At 55.2% G+C, this 25,404-nt stretch carries 22 protein-coding genes; 13 read left to right on the plus strand and 9 right to left on the minus strand.

The annotated features are described in order from the left end of the window. Window positions 1-159: 159 nt before the first annotated feature. Window positions 160-1,692 carry a sulfatase gene (locus tag MW898_RS02335; protein WP_248904207.1) on the plus strand — a complete coding sequence of 511 codons (1,533 nt, stop codon included), beginning with the start codon at window positions 160-162 and terminating at the stop codon, window positions 1,690-1,692. A gap of 326 nt (window positions 1,693-2,018) precedes the next feature. Here the strand turns inward: MW898_RS02335 and MW898_RS02340 are convergent, their stop codons facing one another. After that, on the minus strand, window positions 2,019-3,410 hold the full coding sequence (locus MW898_RS02340) for an arylsulfotransferase family protein (RefSeq protein WP_248904209.1): 1,392 nt from the start codon (window positions 3,408-3,410) through the stop codon (window positions 2,019-2,021). 178 nt (window positions 3,411-3,588) lie between these two features. Here MW898_RS02340 and MW898_RS02345 point away from each other — a divergent pair, with 178 nt between their 5' ends. Continuing rightward, complete coding sequence (locus MW898_RS02345; protein ID WP_248904211.1) at window positions 3,589-4,605, plus strand: lysylphosphatidylglycerol synthase transmembrane domain-containing protein; 1,017 nt, start codon at window positions 3,589-3,591, stop codon at window positions 4,603-4,605. A 12-nt stretch (window positions 4,606-4,617) separates the two neighbouring features. Here the strand turns inward: MW898_RS02345 and MW898_RS02350 are convergent, their stop codons facing one another. Then, window positions 4,618-5,601 (minus strand): ornithine cyclodeaminase family protein, encoded by a 984-nt coding sequence (locus tag MW898_RS02350; RefSeq protein ID WP_248904214.1) that lies wholly within the window; start codon window positions 5,599-5,601, stop codon window positions 4,618-4,620. 37 nt (window positions 5,602-5,638) lie between these two features. Continuing rightward, a complete protein-coding gene (locus tag MW898_RS02355; RefSeq protein WP_248904216.1) occupies window positions 5,639-6,625 on the minus strand; it encodes a TackOD1 domain-containing metal-binding protein in 987 nt (328 codons plus the stop codon). Window positions 6,626-6,833: 208 nt separating this feature from the next. On the opposite strand from MW898_RS02355, the gene MW898_RS02360 reads away from it, so the two are divergent. Next, the gene (locus tag MW898_RS02360) at window positions 6,834-7,844 is read left to right on the plus strand and encodes a rhamnosyltransferase WsaF family glycosyltransferase (protein ID WP_248904218.1); all 1,011 of its coding nucleotides are present in this window, start codon (window positions 6,834-6,836) and stop codon (window positions 7,842-7,844) included. A 48-nt stretch (window positions 7,845-7,892) separates the two neighbouring features. Here the strand turns inward: MW898_RS02360 and MW898_RS02365 are convergent, their stop codons facing one another. Further along, window positions 7,893-8,894: a glycosyltransferase family 4 protein gene (locus MW898_RS02365; RefSeq protein ID WP_248904220.1), complete on the minus strand. Its 1,002-nt coding sequence runs from the start codon at window positions 8,892-8,894 to the stop codon at window positions 7,893-7,895. A 363-nt stretch (window positions 8,895-9,257) separates the two neighbouring features. On the opposite strand from MW898_RS02365, the gene MW898_RS25940 reads away from it, so the two are divergent. From MW898_RS25940 to MW898_RS02390, 5 genes are all read left to right on the plus strand, one after another. Further along, window positions 9,258-10,793, plus strand: coding sequence for a flippase (locus MW898_RS25940; RefSeq protein WP_248904222.1), 1,536 nt, complete (start codon window positions 9,258-9,260; stop codon window positions 10,791-10,793). Window positions 10,794-11,097: 304 nt separating this feature from the next. After that, on the plus strand, window positions 11,098-11,412 hold the full coding sequence (locus MW898_RS02375) for a YbjQ family protein (RefSeq protein WP_248904224.1): 315 nt from the start codon (window positions 11,098-11,100) through the stop codon (window positions 11,410-11,412). A 94-nt stretch (window positions 11,413-11,506) separates the two neighbouring features. After that, the gene (locus tag MW898_RS02380) at window positions 11,507-12,571 is read left to right on the plus strand and encodes an AIR synthase family protein (RefSeq protein ID WP_248904226.1); all 1,065 of its coding nucleotides are present in this window, start codon (window positions 11,507-11,509) and stop codon (window positions 12,569-12,571) included. Further along, a complete protein-coding gene (gene thiD, locus MW898_RS02385; RefSeq protein ID WP_248904228.1) occupies window positions 12,568-13,953 on the plus strand; it encodes a bifunctional hydroxymethylpyrimidine kinase/phosphomethylpyrimidine kinase in 1,386 nt (461 codons plus the stop codon). Before MW898_RS02380 ends, thiD begins: the two co-directional genes overlap by 4 nt. A 320-nt stretch (window positions 13,954-14,273) precedes the next feature. Further along, window positions 14,274-17,759, plus strand: coding sequence for a HEAT repeat domain-containing protein (locus MW898_RS02390; RefSeq protein ID WP_248904231.1), 3,486 nt, complete (start codon window positions 14,274-14,276; stop codon window positions 17,757-17,759). Window positions 17,760-17,842: 83 nt separating this feature from the next. On the opposite strand, the gene psmB is transcribed toward MW898_RS02390, so the two are convergent. Next, window positions 17,843-18,574 (minus strand): archaeal proteasome endopeptidase complex subunit beta, encoded by a 732-nt coding sequence (gene psmB, locus MW898_RS02395; RefSeq protein ID WP_248904233.1) that lies wholly within the window; start codon window positions 18,572-18,574, stop codon window positions 17,843-17,845. A gap of 66 nt (window positions 18,575-18,640) precedes the next feature. Between psmB and MW898_RS02400 the strand changes: the two genes are divergently transcribed. The 3 genes from MW898_RS02400 to MW898_RS02410 all read left to right on the plus strand — a co-directional run bounded on the left by MW898_RS02400 (window position 18,641) and on the right by MW898_RS02410 (window position 20,055). After that, the gene (locus MW898_RS02400; protein WP_248904234.1) at window positions 18,641-18,781 is read left to right on the plus strand and encodes a hypothetical protein; all 141 of its coding nucleotides are present in this window, start codon (window positions 18,641-18,643) and stop codon (window positions 18,779-18,781) included. 313 nt (window positions 18,782-19,094) lie between these two features. Next, window positions 19,095-19,457, plus strand: a complete 363-nt coding sequence (locus MW898_RS02405) for a DUF555 domain-containing protein (RefSeq protein WP_248904236.1) — start codon at window positions 19,095-19,097, stop codon at window positions 19,455-19,457. A 52-nt stretch (window positions 19,458-19,509) separates the two neighbouring features. Next, on the plus strand, window positions 19,510-20,055 hold the full coding sequence (locus MW898_RS02410; RefSeq protein WP_248904238.1) for a CBS domain-containing protein: 546 nt from the start codon (window positions 19,510-19,512) through the stop codon (window positions 20,053-20,055). Here MW898_RS02410 and purM read toward each other — a convergent pair whose 3' ends face one another. Then, window positions 20,056-21,069, minus strand: a complete 1,014-nt coding sequence (gene purM / locus MW898_RS02415) for a phosphoribosylformylglycinamidine cyclo-ligase (protein ID WP_248909688.1) — start codon at window positions 21,067-21,069, stop codon at window positions 20,056-20,058. A 251-nt stretch (window positions 21,070-21,320) separates the two neighbouring features. Here purM and MW898_RS02420 point away from each other — a divergent pair, with 251 nt between their 5' ends. After that, the gene (locus MW898_RS02420) at window positions 21,321-21,581 is read left to right on the plus strand and encodes an AbrB/MazE/SpoVT family DNA-binding domain-containing protein (RefSeq protein ID WP_248904240.1); all 261 of its coding nucleotides are present in this window, start codon (window positions 21,321-21,323) and stop codon (window positions 21,579-21,581) included. Next, the gene (locus tag MW898_RS02425) at window positions 21,581-22,012 is read left to right on the plus strand and encodes a type II toxin-antitoxin system VapC family toxin (protein WP_248904242.1); all 432 of its coding nucleotides are present in this window, start codon (window positions 21,581-21,583) and stop codon (window positions 22,010-22,012) included. The genes MW898_RS02420 and MW898_RS02425 overlap by 1 nt, the downstream gene beginning before the upstream one ends. Window positions 22,013-22,043: 31 nt before the next feature. On the opposite strand, the gene MW898_RS02430 is transcribed toward MW898_RS02425, so the two are convergent. The 3 genes from MW898_RS02430 to MW898_RS02440 all read right to left on the minus strand — a co-directional run bounded on the left by MW898_RS02430 (window position 22,044) and on the right by MW898_RS02440 (window position 25,291). Continuing rightward, entirely contained in the window at window positions 22,044-23,009 is a 966-nt protein-coding gene (locus tag MW898_RS02430) for an NAD-dependent epimerase/dehydratase family protein (protein ID WP_248904246.1), read from the minus strand. 162 nt (window positions 23,010-23,171) lie between these two features. Next, the gene (locus tag MW898_RS02435) at window positions 23,172-23,822 is read right to left on the minus strand and encodes a zinc metalloprotease (RefSeq protein WP_248904247.1); all 651 of its coding nucleotides are present in this window, start codon (window positions 23,820-23,822) and stop codon (window positions 23,172-23,174) included. Further along, entirely contained in the window at window positions 23,819-25,291 is a 1,473-nt protein-coding gene (locus MW898_RS02440; protein ID WP_248904248.1) for a TraB/GumN family protein, read from the minus strand. The genes MW898_RS02435 and MW898_RS02440 overlap by 4 nt, the downstream gene beginning before the upstream one ends. Between the last annotated feature and the right edge of the window lie 113 nt (window positions 25,292-25,404).

Here is a 25,404-nt window from a genome sequence, read left to right on the forward strand (position 1 = left end):
GATGTTTGTCATATGGTCGTAACGATGATAGATTGGTCCGTTGACTCACGAATACAGAACGAAAAGAACTCCTATAGTCAGTGACTCGTTGTACGTAACCATGGCACCAGTAATAGCAGATACTCATACTCATCTCTGTTGGGAACATAGGGTGAGAGTATGAGCGATATGTCGGATCAAAATATCGTATTCATCGTCATGGACACGGTTCGGAAGGATCGACTTTCTGTCTATGGATACGATCGACCGACCACACCGAAGCTCGAAGAATTTGCCGAGGAGGCTCGAGTCTTCGAGCAAGCTGTCGCTCCAGCGCCGTGGACGCTCCCTGTTCATGCGTCGTTGTTCACTGGCTTGTACCCGAGTCAGCATGGTGCCAGTCAGGAGAGGCCGTATCTCGAAGAGAGTACCACGCTCGCGGAGACGCTTTCAGAACTAGACTACGCGAGTGCGTGCTATACATCGAACACGTGGATCACGCCCTATACCAAACTCACACGAGGGTTTGACGATCAGGATAATTTCTTCGAGGCGCTCCCGAGTGATGTACTCTCAGGACCGTTAGCGCGGGTCTGGAAGGAGATGAACGACCGGGAGACACTTCGTACGGCAGCAAACTGGCTTGTCAATGCGGGAAACACGGTCCACGAGTATTTCGCGAGCAACCAGCAGGCAGACTCGAAAACGCCAGCAGTCATCGACCGGACCATCGAGTTCATCGATGGGACCGATGAACCGTATTTCACTTTCCTCAACCTGATGGATGCCCATCTCCCGTACCATCCACCTGAAGAGTACCGTGAGATGTTCGGTTCCGATATCGACTCAAATCTCGTCTGCCAGAACTCAAAGGAGTACAACTGCGGTGCGCGTGAGATCGATAACGACGAGTGGGATGATATCAACGATCTTTACGACGCCGAACTCCGTCACATCGACACCGAACTCGATCGGCTGTTCAAGTGGCTGCAAGCCAACGACGAGTGGGAGGAGACACTGATTGTCGTCTGTGCCGACCACGGCGAGCTTCACGGCGAGCACGATCTCTATGGACACGAATTCGGGATCTACGACCCCATTGTCAACGTTCCGTTGCTCATCAAACATCCCAAACTTGACCCCGGACGGGACGAGACGCAAGTCGAACTCGTCGATCTGTATCACACTGTGCTCGATCACGCTGGCGCGACTCCCGATGATTCGGCAGCCCTCGGGGACAATGCCTTACCGATCAACCACTACCGATCGATCCTCTCGTCTGACTACCGGACACCGAGCGACGACGATACGACGCTCATTGGGGATGGTGAGGTTGCGTTCATCGAGTATTTCCAACCAGTCATCGAATTGAATCAGCTTGAAGGGAAGGCTCAAGCTGCTGGTATCACGCTCGATACAGATTCGCGGTTCTACTCTCGAATGCGTGCTGCACGCCGCCTCGATGGAAAGTACATCCGAAACGAACGCATCCCTGATGAAGCGTATCGGCTCGATAACGACCCTGACGAGCAGTTCAACTATGCAGAAGCGGACGACTCCATTATCGAGGAAGTTGAGACGACCCTCTCTGAATTCGAGTCTCGCATTGCACGGGAATGGACGGACGCTGTTCCACAGCAAGACGACGCGGCCCTCGACGGAATGAGCGAGGAAGCAAAAGAACGCCTCCAATACTTTGGCTACCGAGAGTAGCCGTCTCGGACAGGTCACTGTGCTGGATGGCGACCGATCTGAGCTACATTCCATGCCGATCGGGACTGTTCTACTGCCATCGAGAAAGCGTGGAGAACGGGAAGCGTCAGACTTGGGACATAAGGTCGATCGTCTCGGGTCGACAGTAGACAGGTGGATCGTTGCCAGAACTGCAGATGAGACGCCCGATCGACGATCGACGATGATCCAGCTGATTGTCAGTGGCTCCGTGAGCCACGGTCTCATATCGAGACGGGCTCTCATAAAGTCCCAGATAACTAAAGCTAGCGTTTCACCAATTGAGTATGTATACCGTAGTCATACGACTACCAGTAGAGGAGTGGATCGTCACGCAGCCAACCGACAACGAGCTGATAGACGAGACCAGATCCGGAAACGAGTCCAAGTAGCATAATGAACAGTTCAGGGAGACGGACCCACATTGGAAAGACGAATCCGGCCCACGATTCGAGTCGATGGAGCTGATCAACGATGGGCTGTGAACCGGCAATGTTGGTCATCTCGCTGTTATGTGCCGAACCGTTGGTTGGTTCCTCTGGTAGTCCCAAACGATCGGCTTCGTAGATGATTCCCCGTTTTTCTCGCAGCGAATACCTCCAGACAACTTCACCCGCCGGGTTGATCTCTAGTAGCCGAAAGTTCCGAGAGTCGGTAATGAGTGTGTTTCCGTTCGGGAGTCGGTCTGCATCGCGCGGCCACTGGAGCCGACGATCGGTGTCGCTCGCATCGTATATCCAAGTGACTGTGTCGGTACTGGTATCAATTTCCACGATGCGATTATTCTCACTGTCGGCAACGAGAAGCGTATCACTGCCGAGACGCTGGGGGTTGTGTTGGTGGTTTAAAATCTTCGTGTCGCCGGGACGGCCGACCGTATCGACGATCTCGTTTGTCCGGGGATCGACCTCGATCACCATATCAAAATTCCGTATCGACAGCTGGTAGTTTCCGTTTTGAAGTAGATCGATGTCGTTCATGTGCGTCCAATCGGACTCGGCTCCCGTTCGCTCTGGGCCACCGTACTGTTCCCGAAAGGTGCTTTTCGGTCCGAGTTTCTTGTTTGCGCTCCATGACCACGTTATTTCGCCCCCAGAGTTGACGGTGAATGCACGGTTATTCCCCATGTCAATGATTGCTGTTTCGCCGTTCGGAAGCCGATCGGCATCGTGGACTTCGTGGTGGGTCTGAAAGGCGTCGTACCATGCATACTGCCAGACGACTGCGTTCGTTTCCGGATTGAGTTCGACGACACGGTTCTGAACACAGCCATCACCTTCCTGATATCTCACTGGACAATTTTCTGTGTCTACTGCTGTCGCAACCGACACGAGCACAGTCTGATTGTCGGTAACTTCAGCGTCGAACACGCTTGAGTTCGACGGGGCGTAAGTCCAAACAGTCGTTCCATTCGGGGTGGTGATCAGCGCCTTCCCATTGTTATTACCGAACCATCCATACGTTTGGACAGCAAGCAACGTGTTTCCCGAAGCGAGAATACTATCAGTGGACGTATCGTTTCGTGGCGCGTCTTGGGAGGGAGTGAAGGTCGAATTCGTTCTCGCCTGAGGATCAGCAGTCACGGCCTGCACGGCGAGAAAAGCAGCACAGAGAAGAACGATGGCACCGAGTACGAGAATCCGCCGCCGTCGGTCGGTGGATTCCGACGCTCGAACAGTCCCCGATGGTCTCAGTCCCATACGCTGCCATATGGATAGCTATCAATAAATTCGTTGTTTCGGTCGACCGATGATTCTAACCAACCTGAATACTGTGCACTAAACACGGAATCAAATGGAACAAACCCATACGAAAGACGAGATCAATCCGCCACGTATATCGAGACGTTCATAGCAATGCTCCCAGTTTGTATATCATATGCTCAAAGGGAACGCCCGAGCGATATTTATCGGGTTCGTCGGTTCGCTGGCCGTTCTCGGGGGTTTTTACTGGTATGTTGGTATCGATGAGACCCTTAGCGTGCTTTCGATGGCCGACACCAAGATTCTCGTACTCGTTGTTGTTGGAGCGATGTGTTGGCTCGTCGCGTGGGGTATGGCGCTTCGAACTGTCCTCGGTGTCCTCGGTTCGACGATCACACCGGTGAAAGCGACAGCCATCTTTTCGGGTGTCCTATTTGCGAATAACGTTACACCGTTCGGACAGGCGGGTGGAGAACCGATCAGCGGCCTTCTCATCTCGCATGCGACCGACCGTGAGTACGAAACTGGTCTCGCAGCGATTGCTAGTGTCGATGCGCTCAATTTCGTCCCATCGATCATCCTCGCAACCTTTGGATTGGGCTATCTCGCGTCGAGTATAACGTTTGATGGGAATCTTCAGTACGCTGCCTTCACCATCGTGGCACTTGCGGTGGTCGTTCCTGTGAGTGGCTACCTTGGTTGGCAGAATCGGTACCGACTCGAGCGATTCACTGTCTCTCTGATAACGCCGGTCATACGGACGATCCGGGGCACGATCTTACAGCGAGAACCGCTTGCGGAGGGGAGTATCGAAAAGCGCATTGAGGGATTTTTCAGCGCCATCGAGCGTATCGCAACCACTCCCCGTGAGTTGGCGCTCGCCCTCGGTTTATCCTCGCTCGGTTGGATCGCACAAGGAGCTTGTCTGTGGCTATCGCTGTACGCGCTCGGTCACGTCGTTTCACCGGTTGTTGTACTCATCGCTATTCCAATCGGTGCAGTCGCCGGTGTAACCCCACTTCCCGGGGGACTTGCGATGATCGAACTCGTGCTTGCTGCCGTTATCAGTGCGTTGGTTGTGTCGATCAGCCACCCTGTCATCGCGGCTGCCGTGCTCATTCACCGAGGTGCTGTGTACCTGCTCCCGACGATCGTCGGTGGCGGCGTAACAGCTATTCTTGCAAGTCGGTGAGCAGTACCGAACTCACGCGCTGAGTAAAACCGTCGTTCCGACATCGTTCTCGATCGCTGCTTCGTACAGATACGTCGCAGCCGCAGCGTCAAGTACCGCCGATCCGACGCTCTCGACGAGGAGGATGTCGTCTGTGTTCTCGCGTCCGGCATCTCCGCTGAGTACGGACGCGAACGGAACGAGATCCGGCGTTGGTGTGAGGTCTAAGCCGCGGATGTCGCCGATTGTCGCTACTTCTTCTGGGACGTCCGCGAACACCTGTGTCGATCGCTCAACGGTTGCCGTGTCTATCTCACGCATCTCGCTGGTGTACGCTCCGATGGCGATGACAAGCGTCCCGGACGAAAGTGTCTCTCCGGAAAACACGGGCTGTGTACTCGTCGTTGCGGTGACGACGACTGTCGATTCAGTCACCGCCGTGGCTGGCGTATCGACCGCTTCGACGGTGGGAGCAATCGCGTCGAGATCGCTTGCACAGTCGAACCGCGAGTCGCTCGGTGAATAGACACGAATCGCCTGTACATCGGTCGCTGCCGCGATGGCCCGCGCCTGCCACCGCGCCTGCGTTCCCGCTCCGATCAGTCCGAGCGTCACCGGTCCGGTCGAAAGTTCCCGTGCTGCGAGCCCACCGATGCAGCCAGTCCGAGCATTAGTGATCCGCGTCCCGGCCATGAACGCAGCTGGACGACCGGTCGTGGCGTCGGTCAGCGCAATCTGGGCGTTCACCGTCGGTCGTCCGCGTTCGGCGTTTCCCTCGTGTACGCTTGCGAGCTTCGTGGCGTAGTATTCCGATCCGTGGATGTACGCAGGCATCACGAGACCCGTTCCAAGCGGTTCGGTCGAGGAATCGAGTCCGATACCGACAGGAAAATGGGGGCGTTCGGGTCGTTCGACGGCCCCCGATCCTTGCTTTCGGAACGCATCCGCAATCCGTTCGAGGAGAGCATCGATTTCGAGAACCGACGCGATGTCGTCGTCAGAGAGGGTTATCACCATATTTTATGAGAGAATAATGAAGCAGTCATTCCACGAGTCACTGACTGAACTGTTGTCGAACGCTCGATGTGAGTCGCTCGAACACTGATGATTGGGGAACGTCGGTCGCTGTTTCGTATTCTCGTTTGAGGGATCCGTCCTGCTGGAGACTCAGTACTCCGATTTCGTGTCTCCGTGCAAGCTCTTCGGCCTGTTCGGAAACCGCTCCAGATGTCGTGATCAGCACACCACGCGCGCCTGCCACCTCTACGGAATTTTGAAGTCGCTCGACATCATCGCTAATGGGTCGTTCGTGGACAGCCACAATGACGCGATCTCCAAGCAGCTCGTCTTCCCCACGGATGTGGACGGGGATCTCTTCGTTTCCTGCTTCGTTGGTGATCGTCGTATCCACTTCGACATTGAAGTCTCTCTCTCTGAGCATCCCTGCCATCGACCGACGAGCCGACAGCTGTGTTTCGAGCCAGCTCTCCCCGTCTCGTTCGAACCCGTAGCTGTAGAGAACCCATTCGATCGTCTCTTCGGGTTCGTAGATCGACACGCACTCTCGACATCGGAGTGAATTCACGGGATCAGCGGCTCGTTCGCCGCAGGTTTGACAGACGTGCTGGCTTAGTGTCTCAATGTGCTCAGGATGCAATGAGAGATCACACTCAGGACACATATACTCGCCATCGTTGGCCTGAAACGCATCTCGTGGCGCGACTCCCCCGCACTCGATATGTTCGAGTAGCTCTTGCTCAATCGTGTTCGGAGAGCCACACCCCGGACAGATCGTCATAAACCGCATCCCGTCCGCGCCACAGTCTGGACAGACGTACACTTTATCTCGGAACTCTCTGTACAGAATCCCCCTGCTGGCTAGCGTTTCCAGTACCTCAAAGGGATCCCCATCACGCGCATCGAGATGCTGCTGGGCGTCTGGGTAACTAACCCGGCCATCTTCGTCGATCAACGGCGTGAACTCCTCGATTGTTCCGTCTGCCAGTTCAGCTAGCAGCCGAAGTACCCCTGGAGTAGCCATAAGTCATCACTATGCCGTCTGGCACCATAGTATTAATTCCTATTCAATGCTTTTTGATAGCATTTTCATACAACTTCGAGATCAAAAGATATGAACTGTGGGTTAGCTAGATTGAATTCGATACACTTGATTCGATCTTCGATGTCGACACGTGGATTGTTGGTGCCGATCGGTGGATTATCCTTCGTTGCTCTCGACGACTGAGGCGATGAGCGCGGATCGATTGCATGTGCTGTGGCTCACCCCGGATAAACCCGAGCACATCAGTGTCGGACGGCGACGAATCGCAGAGCAACTCCGACAGCAGGGCTACGACGTAACGCTTCGGGGAACGACACTACGCACGCTGTTCGCCGCCCTCCGAGAGCGCGGCCAGTACGATCTGGTGATCGGCACGACCAGAGCCGGAGCCATCGCCGGTACAACCCTAACACTCGTTGATGGTCCTCTCATCGTTGATCACGTCGATCCGATCCGTCAGTTCGAGGCAACGCATCCGTGGTGGCTGTTCGGTCCTGTCCGCTGGCTCGAACAGTTCGCGTTCACCGTTGCCGATCACGTTCTCTACGTGTATTCCGAGGAGAAAGAGCGAGTAGAACGATTCGCATCTGCCGCTTCGAAGACAGATCTTGGTGTGGCGTACGAACGATTCGCCGATCCTCCCGACGAAATCGTCGCAACCGCACGCTCAAAACTGTCTGCGTTCGACTCTGAGAATATTCTCATCTATGTAGGTGGTCTCGAACCGATATATCATATCTCTGATCTTCTGGCTGCCATTCGACAGCTCGATGACTGGACGCTCGTGGTGCTCGGGACTGGATCGCTCGAACCCGAAGTACAACGGGCTGCTCAGAAGCACTCGAACGTCTCATATCTCGGGACAGTTCCGCACGAAGAGGTACCGGGATATCTCCACGCTGCTACTGTCGGCGTCTGTCTGGTCGATGATCCACACACGCTGAAAGTGCTCGAATACGGCGCGGCCGGGCTGCCCGTGGTGCAACTCGCCGGACGAGCCGAACCACGGTTTGAGGATCGAGTGACGTTCTGCGAACCGACGCCCTCAGCTATTGCACACGCTGTCCGAACGGCAGCGCAATCGACTGAACCCGAGTCACTTCAAACGTTCGTACAGCAATTCGACTTCGAAGAAATCGCCGCAGACTACGCAAACGCCATTGCACAGGCAGTAGATGCGCACGGCGAATCGGAATGACTGTTCGGTAGAACGGGAACAATGAGCGCACTGGTATTCACCTCAAACTTAATCGAGAAGATCGGTCCAAACGTCGAGGTACTGTTGGGCGGCGTGTTCGTTGTAGTGATTCATCTTTTCGTGGCTCGCTGCTGCGAGCTCGGAAAATTGGTCAGGATCTGATAGTACCTCGTCGACCGCGTGCTCGATGCCTGTTGGCGTTGGTGGACAGATGCGCCCAGCGGTTCCAACCGCTTCAGGAACGCCCGCAGTGGCTCCACAGACGACGGGTAAGCCGGCTGCTTGCGCCTCCAGAACAGCCATCGAGAGCGAGTCGAGGTAGCTGACGTAGACGAACAGATCGGATGTCGCCAAGAGATGTGGAACATCGTCTCGATACCCGAGAAGATCGACACGGTCGCGGTGCGGATACGACTCGAGATACGCTGCTACCTCGTCGAACGCACGACCGTCGCCAGCAATCGTATACTGGAGCCGTTCGTCACGATCGAAGAGTGGTTGGAGCCCGTCGAGAATCGTCATAATTCCCTGTGCCTTCTGTTGATATCTGAGGTTTGTTACCGTCAGGATTTTCATATCCCCGTCGCATGTCGGCTGTGCGTTCGAAAATCGGGTGGTGTCAAACGGCCGCCTCACGATACGATTTGCTCCAAAGGAGTAGTGACGGCGCATTGTCTCTCGGCAGACGGAGCTAACAAAAAGTGCACGATCAGCGTGTTGAAACACGAGCTTCCCACGACATCTGATTGAACGGTGTGTCAGCCACCCGTGTTGACCGTGGGCGTTCGTATAATCTGCCCATCCCCGGATACAGTTCACGAGCGGTGTCCCTCGTTGTCGTTTTTCGAGGACAGCAAGCAGTCCGTTTCGAACCATTTCATCCACTTGTAGCAGGTCATAGCGTTCGGTGAGCACTCGATGCACACGCGAGTGGACTGACTCTGGTTGCGAGAGGACATCGACCTCGTATGCTGAATCGATCCGCTCGACAGCGGCAGCGAGCGCCTCAGCAAAATCTCTCTGTGCGTGGAGCAGTGCTATTCGAGGCATACTATCATATGATGTCGGATACGGAACGGTGTGCACGAGCAACGATCGCATCGGATGTCGTGCATCCGTTGTCGTATTGGTTGATCGCGGTCATGGTCGCTGGTTCGAAGCACGATCGTATAAGTGATATCACGATACGTCCCTCGAGGGATGTATAATAGATCTTTAGACTCATTCGCACCATATCTATCATATGTGGTTTTGTACGTGGTCGGTGGTGTAGTTCTCCCGGCCACATTTCTGGCTTCCAGAGAACACCAGTATCGTCGGGAACTGTTGGCTTTCTTATACTCACACGACGTGCAGTATCTCATCGAAACACGATCCACAACGACTACCACAAGCCGACGCATATCGTGAGGCGTGGCTTCCGATTCGGACGATGCACTCAAGACTGTATTCACGGGCGGGAGTGTCATATTTCTCGGATTGATCGTCGAACTTGGTGTTTCGTTTCTCGCAAAGCTCGCCATCGCTCGTGTTCTCGGTCCCGTCAACTACGGTGTGGTGTCGCTCGGTGTCACCACGATGCTGATCGTCTCGACTCTCGTGTTACTCGGATTGAACACGGGAATCGGCCGTTATCTTCCACGAGACGACGAGCCCGAGTATCGTCGTGGCGTCCTCGTTTCGGCCTTTCAGATTGCACTTCCGCTCGCCGTCCTCGCCGGACTCGGTGTGTACGTGTTTGCACCGACGATTGCTACAGACGGCTTCGGTGATCCCTCAGTTACGCCCGTTCTTCGCGTCTTCGGACTCATTGTGCCACTCGCGGCGGTGGTGAAACTCGCTGTCGGTGGCGCACAAGGACTCCAGCGTGCGCTCCCGAAAGTGTATATCAGGAATTTAGTACTGCCATTAACACGATTCGGTGCGGTGCTCGTCGCGCTGTCGCTCGGGTTCGGCTCACTCGGGATCGCGTGGGCGTACGCCGCTGCCTACGCTGGTGCTGCTGCAGTTGGTCTCTACATTCTGTTCCGCAGAACACCACTGTTCTCGCGTGAGATCGACGCAGTCCCGATGCACCGAGAACTGCTCTCTTTCTCTGTTCCGCTCGTTATTTCGACGACGATGACGTTCGTCTTTTCAGACATCGATACGTTCATGCTCGGCTACTTCGCCTCTACGGGGGATGTGGGTGTCTACAACACGGTGTATCCGCTTGCACAGTTGCTCATCGTGGGGATGAGTTCGTTTGGATTCATCTTCATGCCCGTCGTCTCGGAGTTGCACGAGCACGGCGACAGCGAGAACATGCGTCGGATATATCAGATTGCTACAAAGTGGATCTTCATCGCGACGTTCCCGGTATTCGCTGTTGTGGCGCTTTTTCCGACACAAACAATTCAGCTGACGTTCGGCTCCGAATACGTCGGGGGTGACCTTGCGCTCGTCGTACTCTCTGTCGCATTCTTCACGCACGCAGTCGCCGGTCCAAACCTAGATGCACTCACATCGATTGGTCGCACGAGGATTATCATGTACGATGATACCCTCGTGGCCATCGTCAATTTCGTGCTCAATCTCGTGTTGATCCCGCGGTACTCGTTTTTCGGAGCCGCATTCGCAACAGCCGCTTCGTACGTTCTGTTGAACGTCCTCTACACGCTCCAACTGTATCTCGAAACCGGTATCCATCCGTTCACATCCACGCTCGCTCGGGCGGGTCTCATCGGTTCGGTCATCATTGCGATGCTCTACGGACTCGCAACGTCGTTGTTCGAGATGACTGTGTTCGTGTTTGTCGCGACTATTAGCGTATTCGTCCTCGTATACTCATTTGCCATCATCCGATTCGCCATCGAACGCGAGGAGATCATGCTCGTGTTGAGCTTCGAAGAACGATACGGCGTTGATCTCGGTCCACTCAAAACACTGGCCCAGCGAGTGATGGCGTGAGCGAAACGTGTTGATAGCATAAGAACTGTCCTCTGGACTCTGTGGATGCTGGTCGGTGAGTCTCTGTTTTCATAGTTTCTACGAGCGATTCGGTAGCAGGGAGAGCCAGCGTGCAACCAGACAGTGCAGGAATATCGAGGCAGTCTGCTCGGTACTCACGCGAATCAGGCTGACCCCGGTTGTATGTCGTCTGTTCTGCCGTCTCCGAACTGGCATTTGTCCATATCGGCACGGACAAACCACAAATATATTCGAATATGTTTAATAACGGACTGATCATCGTATCGTTGGTGTAATTGAATCTATGATCCTGACGACGACGGAGACGGTTGAAGCCCGGGAAACAGTGGAGGTGCTGGGAATGGTCCGCGGCAACACGATCCGTGCCCGGAATGTCGGTCGTGATATCACGCAAGGGTTGCGAAATATTGTAGGCGGTGAACTCAAAGCCTACACGACACTGTTGTCTGATTCTCGTGAGGAGGCGCTCAAACGCATGGAGGATGCGGCCGAAGAACTCGGTGCCGACGCGGTGGTAAACGTGCGTTTTGAAACGAGCGGGGTAGCAAACGGTGCAGCGGAGCTCCTCGCGTACGGCACGGCTGTGAAACTCAAATAGCCGAATGGCGTGCTCTGAGTCATCGCTGTGACTCGTGCTATCGCGGTAGCTGTGAACCACCCAACATAAGAATCACTCGGTCATACCACCGTGTATGTCCAACCCGGATTCCGATCCCGATCCCGATCCCGATCCCGATCTCGGGAAGATTGACCGTACATTCTTCGATGAATATATTTATCCGCATCTCGGTGCTGACCGGGATGACGTGGTGCTTGCGCCGCAACACGGCGTCGATTTCGGAACGATTGACGCTGACGGAACGGCGGTTGTCGTGGCCACTGACCCGGTGTTTATCATGCCGTCGCTTGGGTTCGAGCGAGCAGCGTGGTTCGCCTTTCACATCCTCATGAGCGATGTGGCGGTGTCTGGACTGACTCCGACGCATCTGAGTATCGACCTCAATCTTCCTCCGCAGATCACGGATGCGGAGTTCGAGACGGTCTGGTCGACGATAGACGAGGAAGCGAGTGATCTCGGTGTTAATGTCGTCACCGGACACACCGCTCGGTACGAAGGGTGTAACTATCCAATGGTTGGCGGTGCAACGGCGATTGCAGTGGGCGAACATGCTGATCTCGTTCGGCCTGATGGCGCGCAAGTTGGCGATCGCATCGTGATCACGAACGGTCCCGCTGTCGAGGCGACAGGGCTGCTCTCGATTCAGTTCGCGTCTCTCATGCGCGAGGAACTCTCCGAAGAGGTCATCGAACAGGCGAACGAACGATTCTACGATATGAGTCCTGTCCGGGCTGCGCTGACAGCAGCCGCAGCTGGACCGGTGACTGCGATGCACGATGCAACTGAATGTGGCGTCTACGGTGGACTCTATGAGATTGCACGTGCTGCCGGCGTCGGTCTCGACATCGACCAGAGCGCGATCCCAGTCCAGCCGGGAGTACAGGAAACGTGTGACTTCTTCGATATTGATCCGTGGGCGTCGATCAGCGAAGGGACGCTCATTGCAGCGGTGCAACCGGACAGATGCGATGACGTGGTCGACGCGCTCGATGCGGAAGGTATTCCAGCCGCAGATGTAGGACAAGTGATCGAGGGAGAGGGTGTCATCATCGACGACGAACCGATCGAACACCCTGGTGTCGATCCGTTCTGGGGAGCGATGGAAGAATACGCTGCGAAACTAGAACAGAATACATGAGATCTCCGGCACCGGTCACGAAGCCGGTTACGCTAACGATCGCGGGGAGCGATTCGGGTGGCGGCGCAGGTATTCAGGCCGATCTGAAGACGATGGAAGCATGCGGTGCGTTCGGAACGTCCGTCATCACGGCACTCACCGCACAGAACACCCTCGGCGTCGACTCCTCTTTCGTCGTTCCCACAGAAGAAATCGAGGCACAGCTAGACGCAGTGCTCGCCGATTTCGACGTCGCGGGCGTCAAGACAGGAATGCTCGCCACAGCTGATGTCATCGAAGTGGTCAGTGAGTACGCACAAGCGCTTGGCTGTCCGCTTGTCGTCGATCCAGTGATGGTCGCCACCTCCGGTGATCGCTTACTGGACGAGGAAGCGGCGGACGCATACGAGGACCTCATCTCGGAAGCGACGCTCGTTACTCCCAACACCGACGAAGCAGCGGTGCTCACCGGTATCGAACCGACGAACGAAAGCGAAGCACGCGATGCGGGCGAACGCTTGCTCGATATCGGTGTTGATGGTGCACTCATAACAGGCGGACATCTTCCGACCGATGAGGTGCTGGATATTCTCCTCACTGATCAGTCGGTCGAAACGTACCGTCATTCACGCATCGAGACCGATGCAACCCACGGCTCTGGCTGTACGCTATCGAGTGCGATCATCGCTCGACTCGCCAGCAATACTGACGAAAACGAACCCACACACGAAGATGATCTGTTCGCGGCTGTCGAGTACGCCACGACGTTCATGCAACGAACGATTCGGTACCATCACGACGTCGGGGACGGTCCGGGCGCAGTCCACCATCTCGCTGCGCTGCGTGAGCAGGCGGCTCGGCAGCCGGTCCAAGAGTCAATCGAGTCTCTTGTCGGTGCATTCGTAGAACAAAACGTCCGCCCACTTGTTCCCGAAGTTGGGATGAACGTTGTTGGTGCGACTTCCTATGCGGAAACAGCAGACGAGATCGCAGCCGTCGAGGGACGTATCACAAAAACGATCGACGGAATCCATCCGAATCGTGGTGTCCGCTTCGGTGCGTCGAGTCATATGGCCCGCTTTCTCCTCTCGCTGCGTGAGCACGATCCAAGCGTTCGCTTTGCCGTGAACTGCCGGTTTGCGGACGATATCGAACGTGCGCTCGCTTCATTCCCGTGGACTATCGGAGAGTACAGCCGGGACAAAGAGCCAGCACCTGATGAGGAGAACTCCACAATGGGATGGGGAGCACGGCGTGCGTTCGAATCAGTCGAGGGAACCCCCACCGCTATCATCGATCGTGGTGATCTTGGCAAAGAACCAATCGTAAAACTACTCGCTCCAAATCGACAACAGCTCTACGATCGCACAATGATGCTTCTCGATACCCTCTCGAATAGATAAGGGATACAATGAGAGGGGGAGGGGCGAAGCAGTGCAGGTAAAGCCTTAATGCACGATCACCGGGCTACCACCCAACTGTACCGTCCCGGCGATGTCAACTGTGGTATGCGAGTGTGACCAAACACCCCAACCCCATCTATATAAGAGATCTACCCCAGTAAGTGCTTTCTGGTTACGGGAGATAGTGTTTTATTTCTAACTAATCAACAGCCTGGAACTTCATCTGAGGTTGATACCGTTACCCAGTCCCACAATATACGAGCAACTCATCGCCGTATCATATCCCAAACGATTATTACACATCTCTAATAGTAGATAGTATGGATCCGGGAAACTCCTCCGGTGAATTTGATGCTTTCCTCAACCAGATCTATACTGATCAGGATGATACGACCCACACTGAGATCCCCCAAATTGACGCTGTATTTGATGCAGAGGCTGACGAACGAGCTGTTGAATTCGACAGAGCGACCGAGAAGTCCGTCTTTAATCACGACAGGACCGACTCCGACGATGCACATTTCATCGTGGCTGATCGCTTGCGTCAATTCGCCGCCAAAGACCGACGTGATGTCTTAATCGAACACGTTGGCACACTCTTCGTGCAGCTTACTGCACCGAATACAGACATTCGTCGCCACGTCGCCCAGACCGTCATTGTTCTCTTTGATGATGCTGATGAAACCAACTCGTTAATCACGGATTCATTCATCGAGTATACGTCCGAACTTACCGCTCTCCTCGGCGACGAATTACTGTCCGTCAGGCGCGCGGCAGTGTACGCAATCGAGACGATTGCGATGAATTCGCCGGGTGCTATCGTCCCGGCTATCGATGCCCTCATCCCGCTTCTCTCGGCTGAAGAATCGGACATCCGACAGACCGTCGTCAACACGATCACAGCAATCATCGAAATTTCTCCGAGCGACGCAGTCCCTACCATTCGAGCGCTTACGACGCTTCTTGGTGACGATGTGAGAACAATCCGATTGCGAGCAGAGCGCGCGTTGACATTATTAACTGAAACCGCTCCGGATGCAGCGGTACCCGCTGTCGATGCCCTCATCCCGTTGCTCGAAACCGAGAACACATATGCCCGAAAGACTGCACTAGAAATCATCGCACGGATCACACTGTTCGCCCCGGGTGCGGCGGTGCCTGCCGTCGACGAACTTGGCTCTCTTCTTACGTCTAATAATCAATATAGTAGAAAGGTATCAGCGTGCGCACTCGCTGAGATCGTCGAGCATTCCCCTGAAGACGTGATACCAGCCGTGAGTTCGTTCGCGTCAGTGCTCACTTCGTCCGAACCAATCGTCCAAAACGCAGCGGCACACGCGCTTGCGGAGATTGCTGAGCACTCCCCCGAAGATGTAGCACCCGCTCTCGATTCGCTTCTGCTTCTTCTTGATGCCGATGATCCGAGTGTTCAGAAAAACGCAGTACGCGCAATCATATCGATCGCAGAGAGTACTCCAGAAGCGGTAATTCCCATTATCGAGTCGCTCTTTTCTCCGCTTGACCCCGATGAGTCATTCGTTCGAGAGCAGACTGCACAAACGATCGCAGCAATTGCTCAGAACTCGACGAAACCAGCGGTGCCTGCTGTCGATGCTGTCACGACGCTTCTCAACACAGACGAGTCGATTGGCCGAAAGCTAGCGGTGCGTGCGATTGTCGAGATCGCAACGGAAGTGCCGGAAGCGGCTGTTCCTGCCATCGATCCGCTTCTCCTCTTCCTCGATTCTGATCGACCACTGGTTCGAAAGTACGTAATCGCTGCGATCGCCGTGGTTGCGGCTGCCTCTCCGAAGACAGCAGTCCCTGCTGTCGATCCACTCGTGCCCTTTCTCGACGCCGACGAGCCGAACATCAAGAAGCTAGCAGTGCGTGCAATCACCGAAATTGCCGAAGAGTCCCCCGAAGATGTCGTTTCTGTTGCCGATGGCCTCGTTCCGCTTCTCGATGACGAGGATGAACACGTTCGAGAGAGAGCAGTGCGTGCAATGGCTGCGATTGCTACTACTTCCCCGAAGGATGCGGCACCAGCCGTTACTGCGCTCGGATCGCTTCTCGACAGCGATGACGGTCTCGTCCGAAAGAAAGCGGTGTGTGCACTCATGGAGGTTGCCATTGCCCGCCCGAAGGACGCAGCACCAGCCGTTACTGCACTCGGATCGCTTCTCGACAGTGATGACGGTCTCGTCCGAAAGAAAGCGGTGCGCGCGATCGCGGCAGTTGCCAAGAACTCACCTGAAGACGTGGTCCCTGTCGTCGATGCCCTCTCGTTGTGCCTCGATGCAAACGAATCGGCTGTCCGGAAGAACGCGGCGTGTGCAATCACCGATGTCGCTAAGAACTTTCCGGACGCAGCGGTGTCTGCGACCGATCCGCTGATGCGTTGTCTTTCTGTCGATGATGTCTACCTCCAAGAGAAAGCGGTACGCTCGATTGCAGAGATTGCTTCTGTCTCCCCGGAGACGGTTGTTCCTGCTGTCGACTCTCTCGCAAAATTCTTCGATTCAGATAAGCCCTATGTTCAGGAAAACTCGTTGTACGCGGCCTCGGAGGTCGCCAGAGCTGTCCCAGAGGCGGTGATTCCCGTTGTCGGTTCGCTACTCCCGCTCCTCGATACTGATGACGTAGCCGTCCAGAAGTCCGCGATTCGCACGATTGTGTCAGTCGCACTCTATTCACCAACGGGCATGGCTCCTCCTGTCGATTCGTTCCTTCCTCGTTTCAGTGCCAATGAATTGGCTGATCAAAAGAGGGCAGTGGCTGCAATCGCGGCGATGATTGAAGCACCCCCTGAGGATATGATTCCTGCCGTCGATTCGCTCTGTGAGCTTCTCGACGATGAGACACTCGGTGCGAAGCTTGCAGTAACTGCAGTTACAGTGATCGCCGAGGACGAACCGTTTGTTGCTGCAACTGCTATTCACGGACTCGTACCGCTCTTCGAAAGCGATGATCCGTACATTAAGGAACTGGCGGTACAGGCGACCGTACTGATCGCGCACGGCTCGCCAGCGTCGGCGATTCCTGCCGTGGAGGCCTTTATTTCTCTTCTCGATGATGACAATGCGTTCATTCAGCACGGTGCGGTGATCGGAATCGGGTGGATCGCGAAAGGATCGCCGAAGGCGGCGGTATCAGCTGCCGAGCCTCTTATTCCGTTTCTCACTATGGGTGACGTAGCAGTACAGAAGACAGCAGCATACGTGATTGCACGAGTTGCCGAGCACGCACCGGAAGCAGCGGCTCCCGCCATCGATGCGCTTGTTGCCTGTCTCGCTGCCGAGACTCCGTATGTCCGAAAGCACGCTGCCGAGGCGATTGGAGCGCTTGCTCTCTCATCGCCAAAAGATGGCGACACTGCTGTCAAATCTCTCGCACTACTCCTTGATGACGAGGACGAACGCGTTCGGGAGAAAGCAGCGCGCACGATCGCAACGATTGCAAAGGGTGACTCTGAGTACACGCGACCTGCTATCGATGCGCTGATTACCCATCTCGATGCCAGTGATCCAAACATCCGAGAACTGACGGTTCGAACGATCACGGAGATCACGAAAGACGCACCACGTGCAGTGATTCCCGCTGTCGATCATCTCGTTCCTCTCCTCGGAGACGAGACGCCAGTTATTCAGAAGAGTGCAGTCACCGCGATTGCGGCGATCGCCGAACATTCGCCCGAAGCAGCGATGCCCGCTGTTGATCAGCTCATTACCCTCATCGAAGGTGAGAACGTATCCATTCAGGAGAAAGCAGTGCGCGCGATCATGCCGATCACCGAAGACTACTGAAGGACACTCACCAACTCTGGATGCAGAAAAGAGTAGAAAAGCGAGTTAATGTAACGATAAAATCGAATCGGACGGTGCTGGCTTCAGAGTACGTCCCCGAAGTCTTTGTGACCTTGGATTGACACTCCTTCCTCGGTAACTTCAGCGAGGAAGACACCGTTGCCCGAGCCTGTATCACGCTCGACAGCGGCTTTGACACCACTTGCGGCGACGCTTTTTGCTTCTTCGATCGAGAGATCATCGCTGTATTCTCGTTCGAGGGTTCCGTACGCGACCGTCAGCCCAGATCCGGTGACCGTGTAGTCATCTTCCATAACACCACCCGCGGGATCGATAGAGTAGACGTGTGATCCTTCGTCGTCGAGCCCACCGAGGATCGGATTGATGGCGAAAAACGGTCCACCACGGGCGTAGTTGCCCGCAATGGTCGAAAGCGCGCGCATCGACATCTCTTCGTCGCGGCGCACTTCGTAGAGGTTGACCTCGGCGCGGATGTTCCGAATGAACGACTGAGCACCACCGACGCTTCCGACGAGCGTCATCGCTGCCTTCGGGTGGATCTGCTCGACTTTCTGGACGTTCTTATTCGAGACGAACCGACCGCCGAGACTAGCGCGCATGTCCGTTGCGATAACGATTCCGTCGGTTGCCGTGATGCCGATGGTAGTCGTTCCAGTCTGGTTCACCTTCTCGACATCTGCATCCGAAACGTCCGGAAGCGAGCCAAGCTCTGGCTCGTAGATCGGAGGTTCATAATCACGCCTATCGTGTATTGAGCCGTGTCCCAGTCCTTGCGAGAGCTGTGTTTCGCGCATTACTACCGGGTAGCCGGCGTGCGCTGATAAAAGCACCCCTTCGAACACTCAACACCTGCTTCGGGCATGGTTGTGAGCGTCGTCACACCACCGGATTGCCCGGTGGAATGGGAACGGAAGCCCCACCTGCCGGGCAAGAACGCCGACCGGCAACAACAGGAGACCGGTGACGAGGATTACTTGGTACAGTGCGAACAGGACTATTGATCGTAACCGTGCGAGCATGTCCGTACAGACCGGGAATCCATAGTGGATATATAACTATTACGCCACGGACTTTCGGTCAATCCGGCTGCAGTCGTGCGATTTTCTCGATAGCCCGCCGAACAATCTGTGAAGCAGACGTTGCTGACGATCGGCGGTATTCACAGTGGATGAACCACGAGGGAGAGAGGAGTAATCCAAATAACTTATCGGCGCTATCGGTGTGACGTGCGCATTCAATCGGACCGATCTATGTAGCCAATCAGACCGATCGACGAACCACAAAGACCGATATGATCGAATCCGAAGGTACGTCATGAGCAACTATCTCGTCGCTGTTGAGGCAGCGTGGCTCGTCCGGGATGTCGAGAGTATTGATGACGCAATCGGTGTCGCAGTGAGTGAGGCTGGAAAGCGCCTGAACCAGACCGATATGGACTACGTAGAAGTCGAAATCGGTGCCACGGAATGTCCGGTCTGTAGCGAACCGTTCGACTCGGCGTACATCGCCGCTGACACCGCTCTCGTCGGTCTGATCCTCGAAATGGATGTTTTCAATGTTGATAGCAAACAGCACGCACAGCGCGTCGCAAAAAGTGAGATTGGTGGTGCACTCCGGAACGTCCCGCTCAAGGTGGTTCACGCGGTCAAAACCGAATCTGATTCCGAAACAGAGTAACGGCGACCCACGCACCGATAACATTTTTGTATAACCACCGGTTATCTCGCGTATGGAACTTCCGACGCCGGAGGATCTTCGCGAGAACCGGCACGAACTCGAACTCACACAGAGCGAACTGGCAGACATGGCTGATGTTTCTCAGCCACTCATTGCACGCATCGAGGGTGGTGATGTCGACCCACGGCTATCGACGCTCCGGCGCATTGTCACCGCGCTCAACGAGGCAGGAGGAGCACTCCGTCGTGCCGAAGACATCATGCACAGTCCCGTTATTGGGGTCGCTCCGGACGACAATGTCGGTGACTCGATCGACCGTATGAGTCGGGAAGGCTACTCACAGCTCCCGGTTATTCGGGACGGCTATCCTGTCGGCATCATTAGCAACAGTGATATCCGGCGCATGAATGAAGACGCCTCACCCGCTGAACTCCCGATCGCCGACGTCATGCGCGAGTCAATCACGACGGTAACGCCCGATGCCACGCTCAGTGAGGTCGATACCCACCTAAATCACCACGACGCTATCATTGTTATCGATAGCGGCGAGATGGTCGGAATCATCACCGAAGCGGACGTGGCCACACACATCTCCTGATTATTGCAACGTTAGTCCTCGTATTGTTACGCGGCCAGTCTCTTCCTGATCTGATTCGACGTGGCCGATGATCCGTCCATCAGTGTTATCACAGAGTTGTTCGGCGTCTTCAGGCGAAAGCGCGGCGACAAAGCCCGTTCCCATGTTGAACGTTCGGTGCATCTCCTCGCTCGTGACGTTGCCCTCGTCCTGTACGAACTCGAAGACTGGCTGTGCATCGAATGGATCGGTAATGTCGTAGTGAAACGCGCCCATGCGCACGAGGTTCGTCCAGCCACCACCGGTAACGTGTGCTGCAGCGTGTGTATCGAGTTCGCACAGTGAATCGAGGAGGTAGGTGTAGATCCGCGTTGGTTCGAGTAACACCGACCCGATCGTCCGTGGTTCCGATTTCGCTTCTGCTGTCGATTCATCACGTGGGAACGGGTCCTCGTACTCGTGGCGTTCCAGTGCTGCCTTCCGGGCGAGTGTCAGTCCATTCGAGTGAATTCCGTTCGATGGAAATCCGACGATTGCGTCGCCCGGCTCGGCTTCACCTGGAAAGACCCCATCTTTCGGCGCGAGACCGGCACACGTCCCAGCAAGATCGAGACCACTGACGACTTCGGGCATCACCGCCGTTTCACCGCCGACGAGCGCACAGCCTGCCTCTGCTGCTCCTGCAGCAAGCCCCTGACCAATCTGTGCTGCGGTCTCGTCGTCCGGCTCGTCGATCGCGAGATAATCCACGAACGCGACCGGGTCGATACCTACTGCGGCGAGATCATTTGCGTTCATCGCTATGCAGTCGATACCGACCGTGGAGTAATCGTCAAGCGCCTCTGCCACGAGGAGCTTCGTCCCGACACCGTCGGTCGCAAGCGCGAGATACCGGTCGCCGATATCGATGACGCCAGCGTAATCACCCTCGGTATTGAGGTCCTCCACTGCACCGACCAGCGCAGCCGTTGCCGCCTCACTGTCCGAAATATCGACGCCTGCCCCAGCGTACGTCATCCGCTCCTCGTCGGTCATATAACTGAGTGAGAGGGCAGCGGTCGCAAAAACACTGCGGTTGTTCGGAACGGAGAGACAGCTAATTCGTGGTTGCGTTGAATCCATTGTGGATCTGTGAAAGCAGATGAGCGCCCCTCTCGATGGGACTCGAACTGTTCGAGCATTTCACCATTACTCACCGGGAGCAGCGTGAAGACCGTTCGTCAGCGGAGTGAAACACTGGTACATGTGGCGTAACATGTATACTGCAAGGCGATCTATTCTCGAATATGTCGACGAACGATGCGGGGGAGACGAAGGTAAATGACAAAGGGATGGTAACGATCCCAGCAGGTATCCGTCGACGGCTCGATATTGATGGGGGAGACAAACTCCGGTGGGACGTCACCGACGAGGGGGAGTTGACCGTCAGGGTCGTCCGGCAGCGCTATGAGGCGTTTGCAGACGATAGCTTGAAAGCAGATCTCGGTGGTGATAGCGACACCTACGATCTCGCTGGCTACGAGCCTGAGTTCCCGGAGGACAGGTAATGGCGGTCGCAGTCGTTGATACTACCATTCTCATCGACTACAAGAATACTGGCGCTGGTGAGCGTCACGACCGAGCAGAGGCGATCGTTCGGAGTATCGACACTGGAACACTCCCGATCGGTCGGGTAACGAACTACATCCTGTCAGAGACGTTGAACTGGCTCAATGAACGACAACGACACGATATCGCTGTCGATCTCCGCCGCCGACTCGCTGAGTCAGCAGGATTCGAACTCGTTCACGCCGCACAAAAGGACTTTCATCGTGCTGTAGAGCTGTTCGAGACCTACGAAGGGCTTGCTTTCGGCGATGCAACCCTCATCGCGTATATGGAACGCGAAGGGATCGAGTATCTCTACAGCTTCGACGACGATTTCGATGTTGTCGATCACTGCACTCGTCTGAAGAGCGCCGACAATCCTCTCGGATAACGGCTGGGACTAGATACTATTTCCGTCCTTGTCATTTCCAAGGTATGTCTTCTTCCGAGAATGCCCATTCATTCGGATTGTTCGTTAACCATTCGACGTACGATTCGACCATTTCCTGCAGGGAATACCGTGGTTCCCAGCCCAAATCGGTTCGAATCCGTGTCGAGTCTGTTGGTGGATGACTGTTCCTATCGCCAGCCCACGTCGTGTCTGCGCTTTTTTCTTGAAGCTGAATGTCTGTATCGGGAACGGTTTTCGAGACCAGATCGACGATTTCTTCGAGCGTTGCATGTTGATCGGTTCCGACCAGGTAACGGTCGTACGAAAGATCATCGTTAGTTACGGCAGACACGAATGCTCGAGCACTATCTTCTGCGTACAGAAACTCGTCCCGAATCCCCGTCTGGGGCACCTCCAGAGCGATCCCACTAACCGCTGCCTTCACCACTGCTACATCGTAGGAGTTCCCTCGGAGTCGGTCCGGACCGAAGCCGTGTACAGATTCTAAGGCGGCAAACTCGGTGTCGAAGGTAGTACCGAGCCATTCGATGGCATATTTGGTCATCGCATAGGTGCTGTTTGGTCGCCGGACGGTCGTTTCAGTAATACGTTCGGCGTCTGGTGGACCGTTCCCATATACGTTGACCGATGAGCCAGCAACGACTCGGTCGACATCGAGGGACTGTGCTGCTTCGAGAACGTTGATCGTCCCACCCACGTTCACGTCGAACGCCTTTCGCGGATTCGATCGGGAATCAGGAACCAACAACGAGGCCAAGTGAATAATGCAATCCGGGTTGGTGGAACCAATTGCATTGTACACGGCCACCGGATCGGTGACGTCTCCTCGAATGATTCGCACTCTGTCCTTTACGCTCAGAGCAACTGGTCCTAATGCTGCAATATCAAACGCGACAACATCGTGTCCTGACGACGTCAGCAATCGAAGGACGTGCCCGCCAATGAACCCGCTAGCACCGGTAACAACAACACGCATATCCCGGATACAACTCATCACTTAAAGATAACTTCGATCTAAATACATAGAAATAAATACAATTCCATTTCCCACAATTAATTGTCATTATACGACGATATAAACACTGTATCGAATCGTGGTGAATAGCCTGTTCCAAGATCTGCCGCCTTCAAATCGATATCAGTATCCGAAGCCGACGAACAGCGCTGCCCAGATAGCGAGTCCGACGGAGACGAGAAAGACGACGCTGAAGACGATAATGCTCCAGCTGAGCACCTTCCGACCGTCGAGCGGGCCGAAGGGAATCATGTTAAATCCCGCGAGCAAGAGATTGACGGAGACACCGAGTTGGCCGGCTTGTTGGAGGATTCCATCGGGCGAAAACAGGACGAGCGGGAAGAAGACGGCGGCGAGTGCGAGGTTTGTCAGTGGGCCAGCAACAGCGATGAGGCCGTTCTGGCGCGGTGTGATCTCTCGTCCAGCGTGATAGACTGCGCCGGGCGCCGCGAACAGGAATCCGACGAGACCTGCACCGATCGCAACCGCGAGCATCGTGTAATCGGCCCGAAATTCTGCGATCCGACCGAACTGTATTGCGACGACCTTGTGTGCGAGTTCGTGCAGCAAGAACCCGATTCCGACGGTCCCCATGCTCAATGCGAGTGTTACGATGGCCGTCTCGACCGAGAAGATGCCAGCAAGCAGATCGGACGCAAGATCGCGCCGGAAAAAGAACGTGAACGCGATGCCAAGCGCGAGCCACGCCGCACCGAGATCCCGAATCTCACGCTCGCTGAACTCGATACCATCCGAATGTCGCTGATACGTCACAGGAGTCCCCCCATGATGATGTCAATACTTCTTCGTGCTCCTTTGAGCATCAGCTTAACGACCTCCACGTCGCCAATGACGTACGGGACTGTCGCGACGAATGCCGCAGATCCGATCGTACTCCCGAGGTTCGTCATCGCAACGACGAGAATGAGTTTGAACAGTGGCACCTGTTTCATTCGGGCGAAGAGGTCACCGAGTGGACTCTCTTCGTCACTTAGAATCTCGTTGAGCTTTGCGATGTCCGTGACGTTTACCGTCGTATAGCGCAGTTCGACGTAGCCCGAAAACCAGCCTGGTGCGAGCAACGGATTGACCGATGTTAACCACGCGACTGCGCCACCGACAGTAGCGCTCGTCCAGTGTGCGCCACTCAACCGCGAGAGCGTGAACGTGCAGATGCCGTTGAAAAGGAACCACGCACCGAAGAGCTTGAGGAGAAACGTGTTCCGAACGCCGGCCATCGCAATGAGGGCGAAAAACGAGAGAAAGCCAAGCATGATGAGATAGCCGACCATTTTATACAATGAGAACCGCGAGCCGGTCTGTCGTCCAGCGATCGATTCCATCGGTGGGAGTGTCTCCGGTGCCGTGAGATACTGCTCAATTCCTGCTTGATGGCCTGCACCAACGACCGCGACAACATGCTTTCCCGACTCGCGGAGCGAGACGAGTTTGTGCGCGATGTAGGCGTCTCGCTCGTCGATGAGCGCCTCAGCACCACCCGGGGAGAATCGACGGAACTCTTCCATCATCGCGGTTACGACATCTCCGTCGGTCAGTTCGTCTATGTCAAACACCTCTGTCTCATCGATCTCCTGTGGATTGTGTAACAGGGAGAATAGAAGCCCGAGTCCGAGTCCCAGCGTTGTCCCACCGGCAAGCGAGACGATGACAACATCGATGACGACGCCGATGAATCCCATTCCGGAATCAGTGAGAACGAACGGTCCAGCGATTCCCTCTGCGATGACTGTGATGAACGTACCGACGAATAGACCGATTGAAAGACCAAGTAGCAACGCACCAACGAGATCAAGCGCGAGACCACCAACTAATCTAAGCTTCTCGATGACCGAGAGACGAGTCCAAAAGCGTTGGATGGTAACCTGTATGTCTCGGTCGACGAGCGCAACGTCGATTCCGGACTCTTCTGCAGCATCGATGGCGGCCATCATGTCCGCACCGGGCTCGATATCGAACTGATCTCCGAGCCGGGACTGGATGTACGAGAGCATCCAGTACGCAAGGAACTGGTAGACAGTATTCCCGCGGAGGAGATCACCTGCATCGAGATCGTCAGGGTGTTCACCCTTGATCTGACGGTAGCGTCCTTCGTCGAGTTCAACCGCAACAACGTCTGGACGCTCCTCAGCGACGACCGCCTCGACTTCTTCAACACTCTTCTCGGAGACGTGGGCCGTCCCAACGACACGGACTGACCCCTGCTCCGTAACCCGCTCACTCATTGGGGGCGCTACCGTCTCCTGACGCATCAAGATTTCGAGGCCGAAACTTTTCGCTCAACGAACCGACTAATCCCGTGCATACTGTCCCATTCTATCACAGAAATGAGTGAGCA

Source organism: Halocatena marina, from assembly GCF_023276375.1.
In the GTDB taxonomy this organism is placed as follows: Archaea; Halobacteriota; Halobacteria; order Halobacteriales; family Haloarculaceae; genus Halocatena; species Halocatena marina.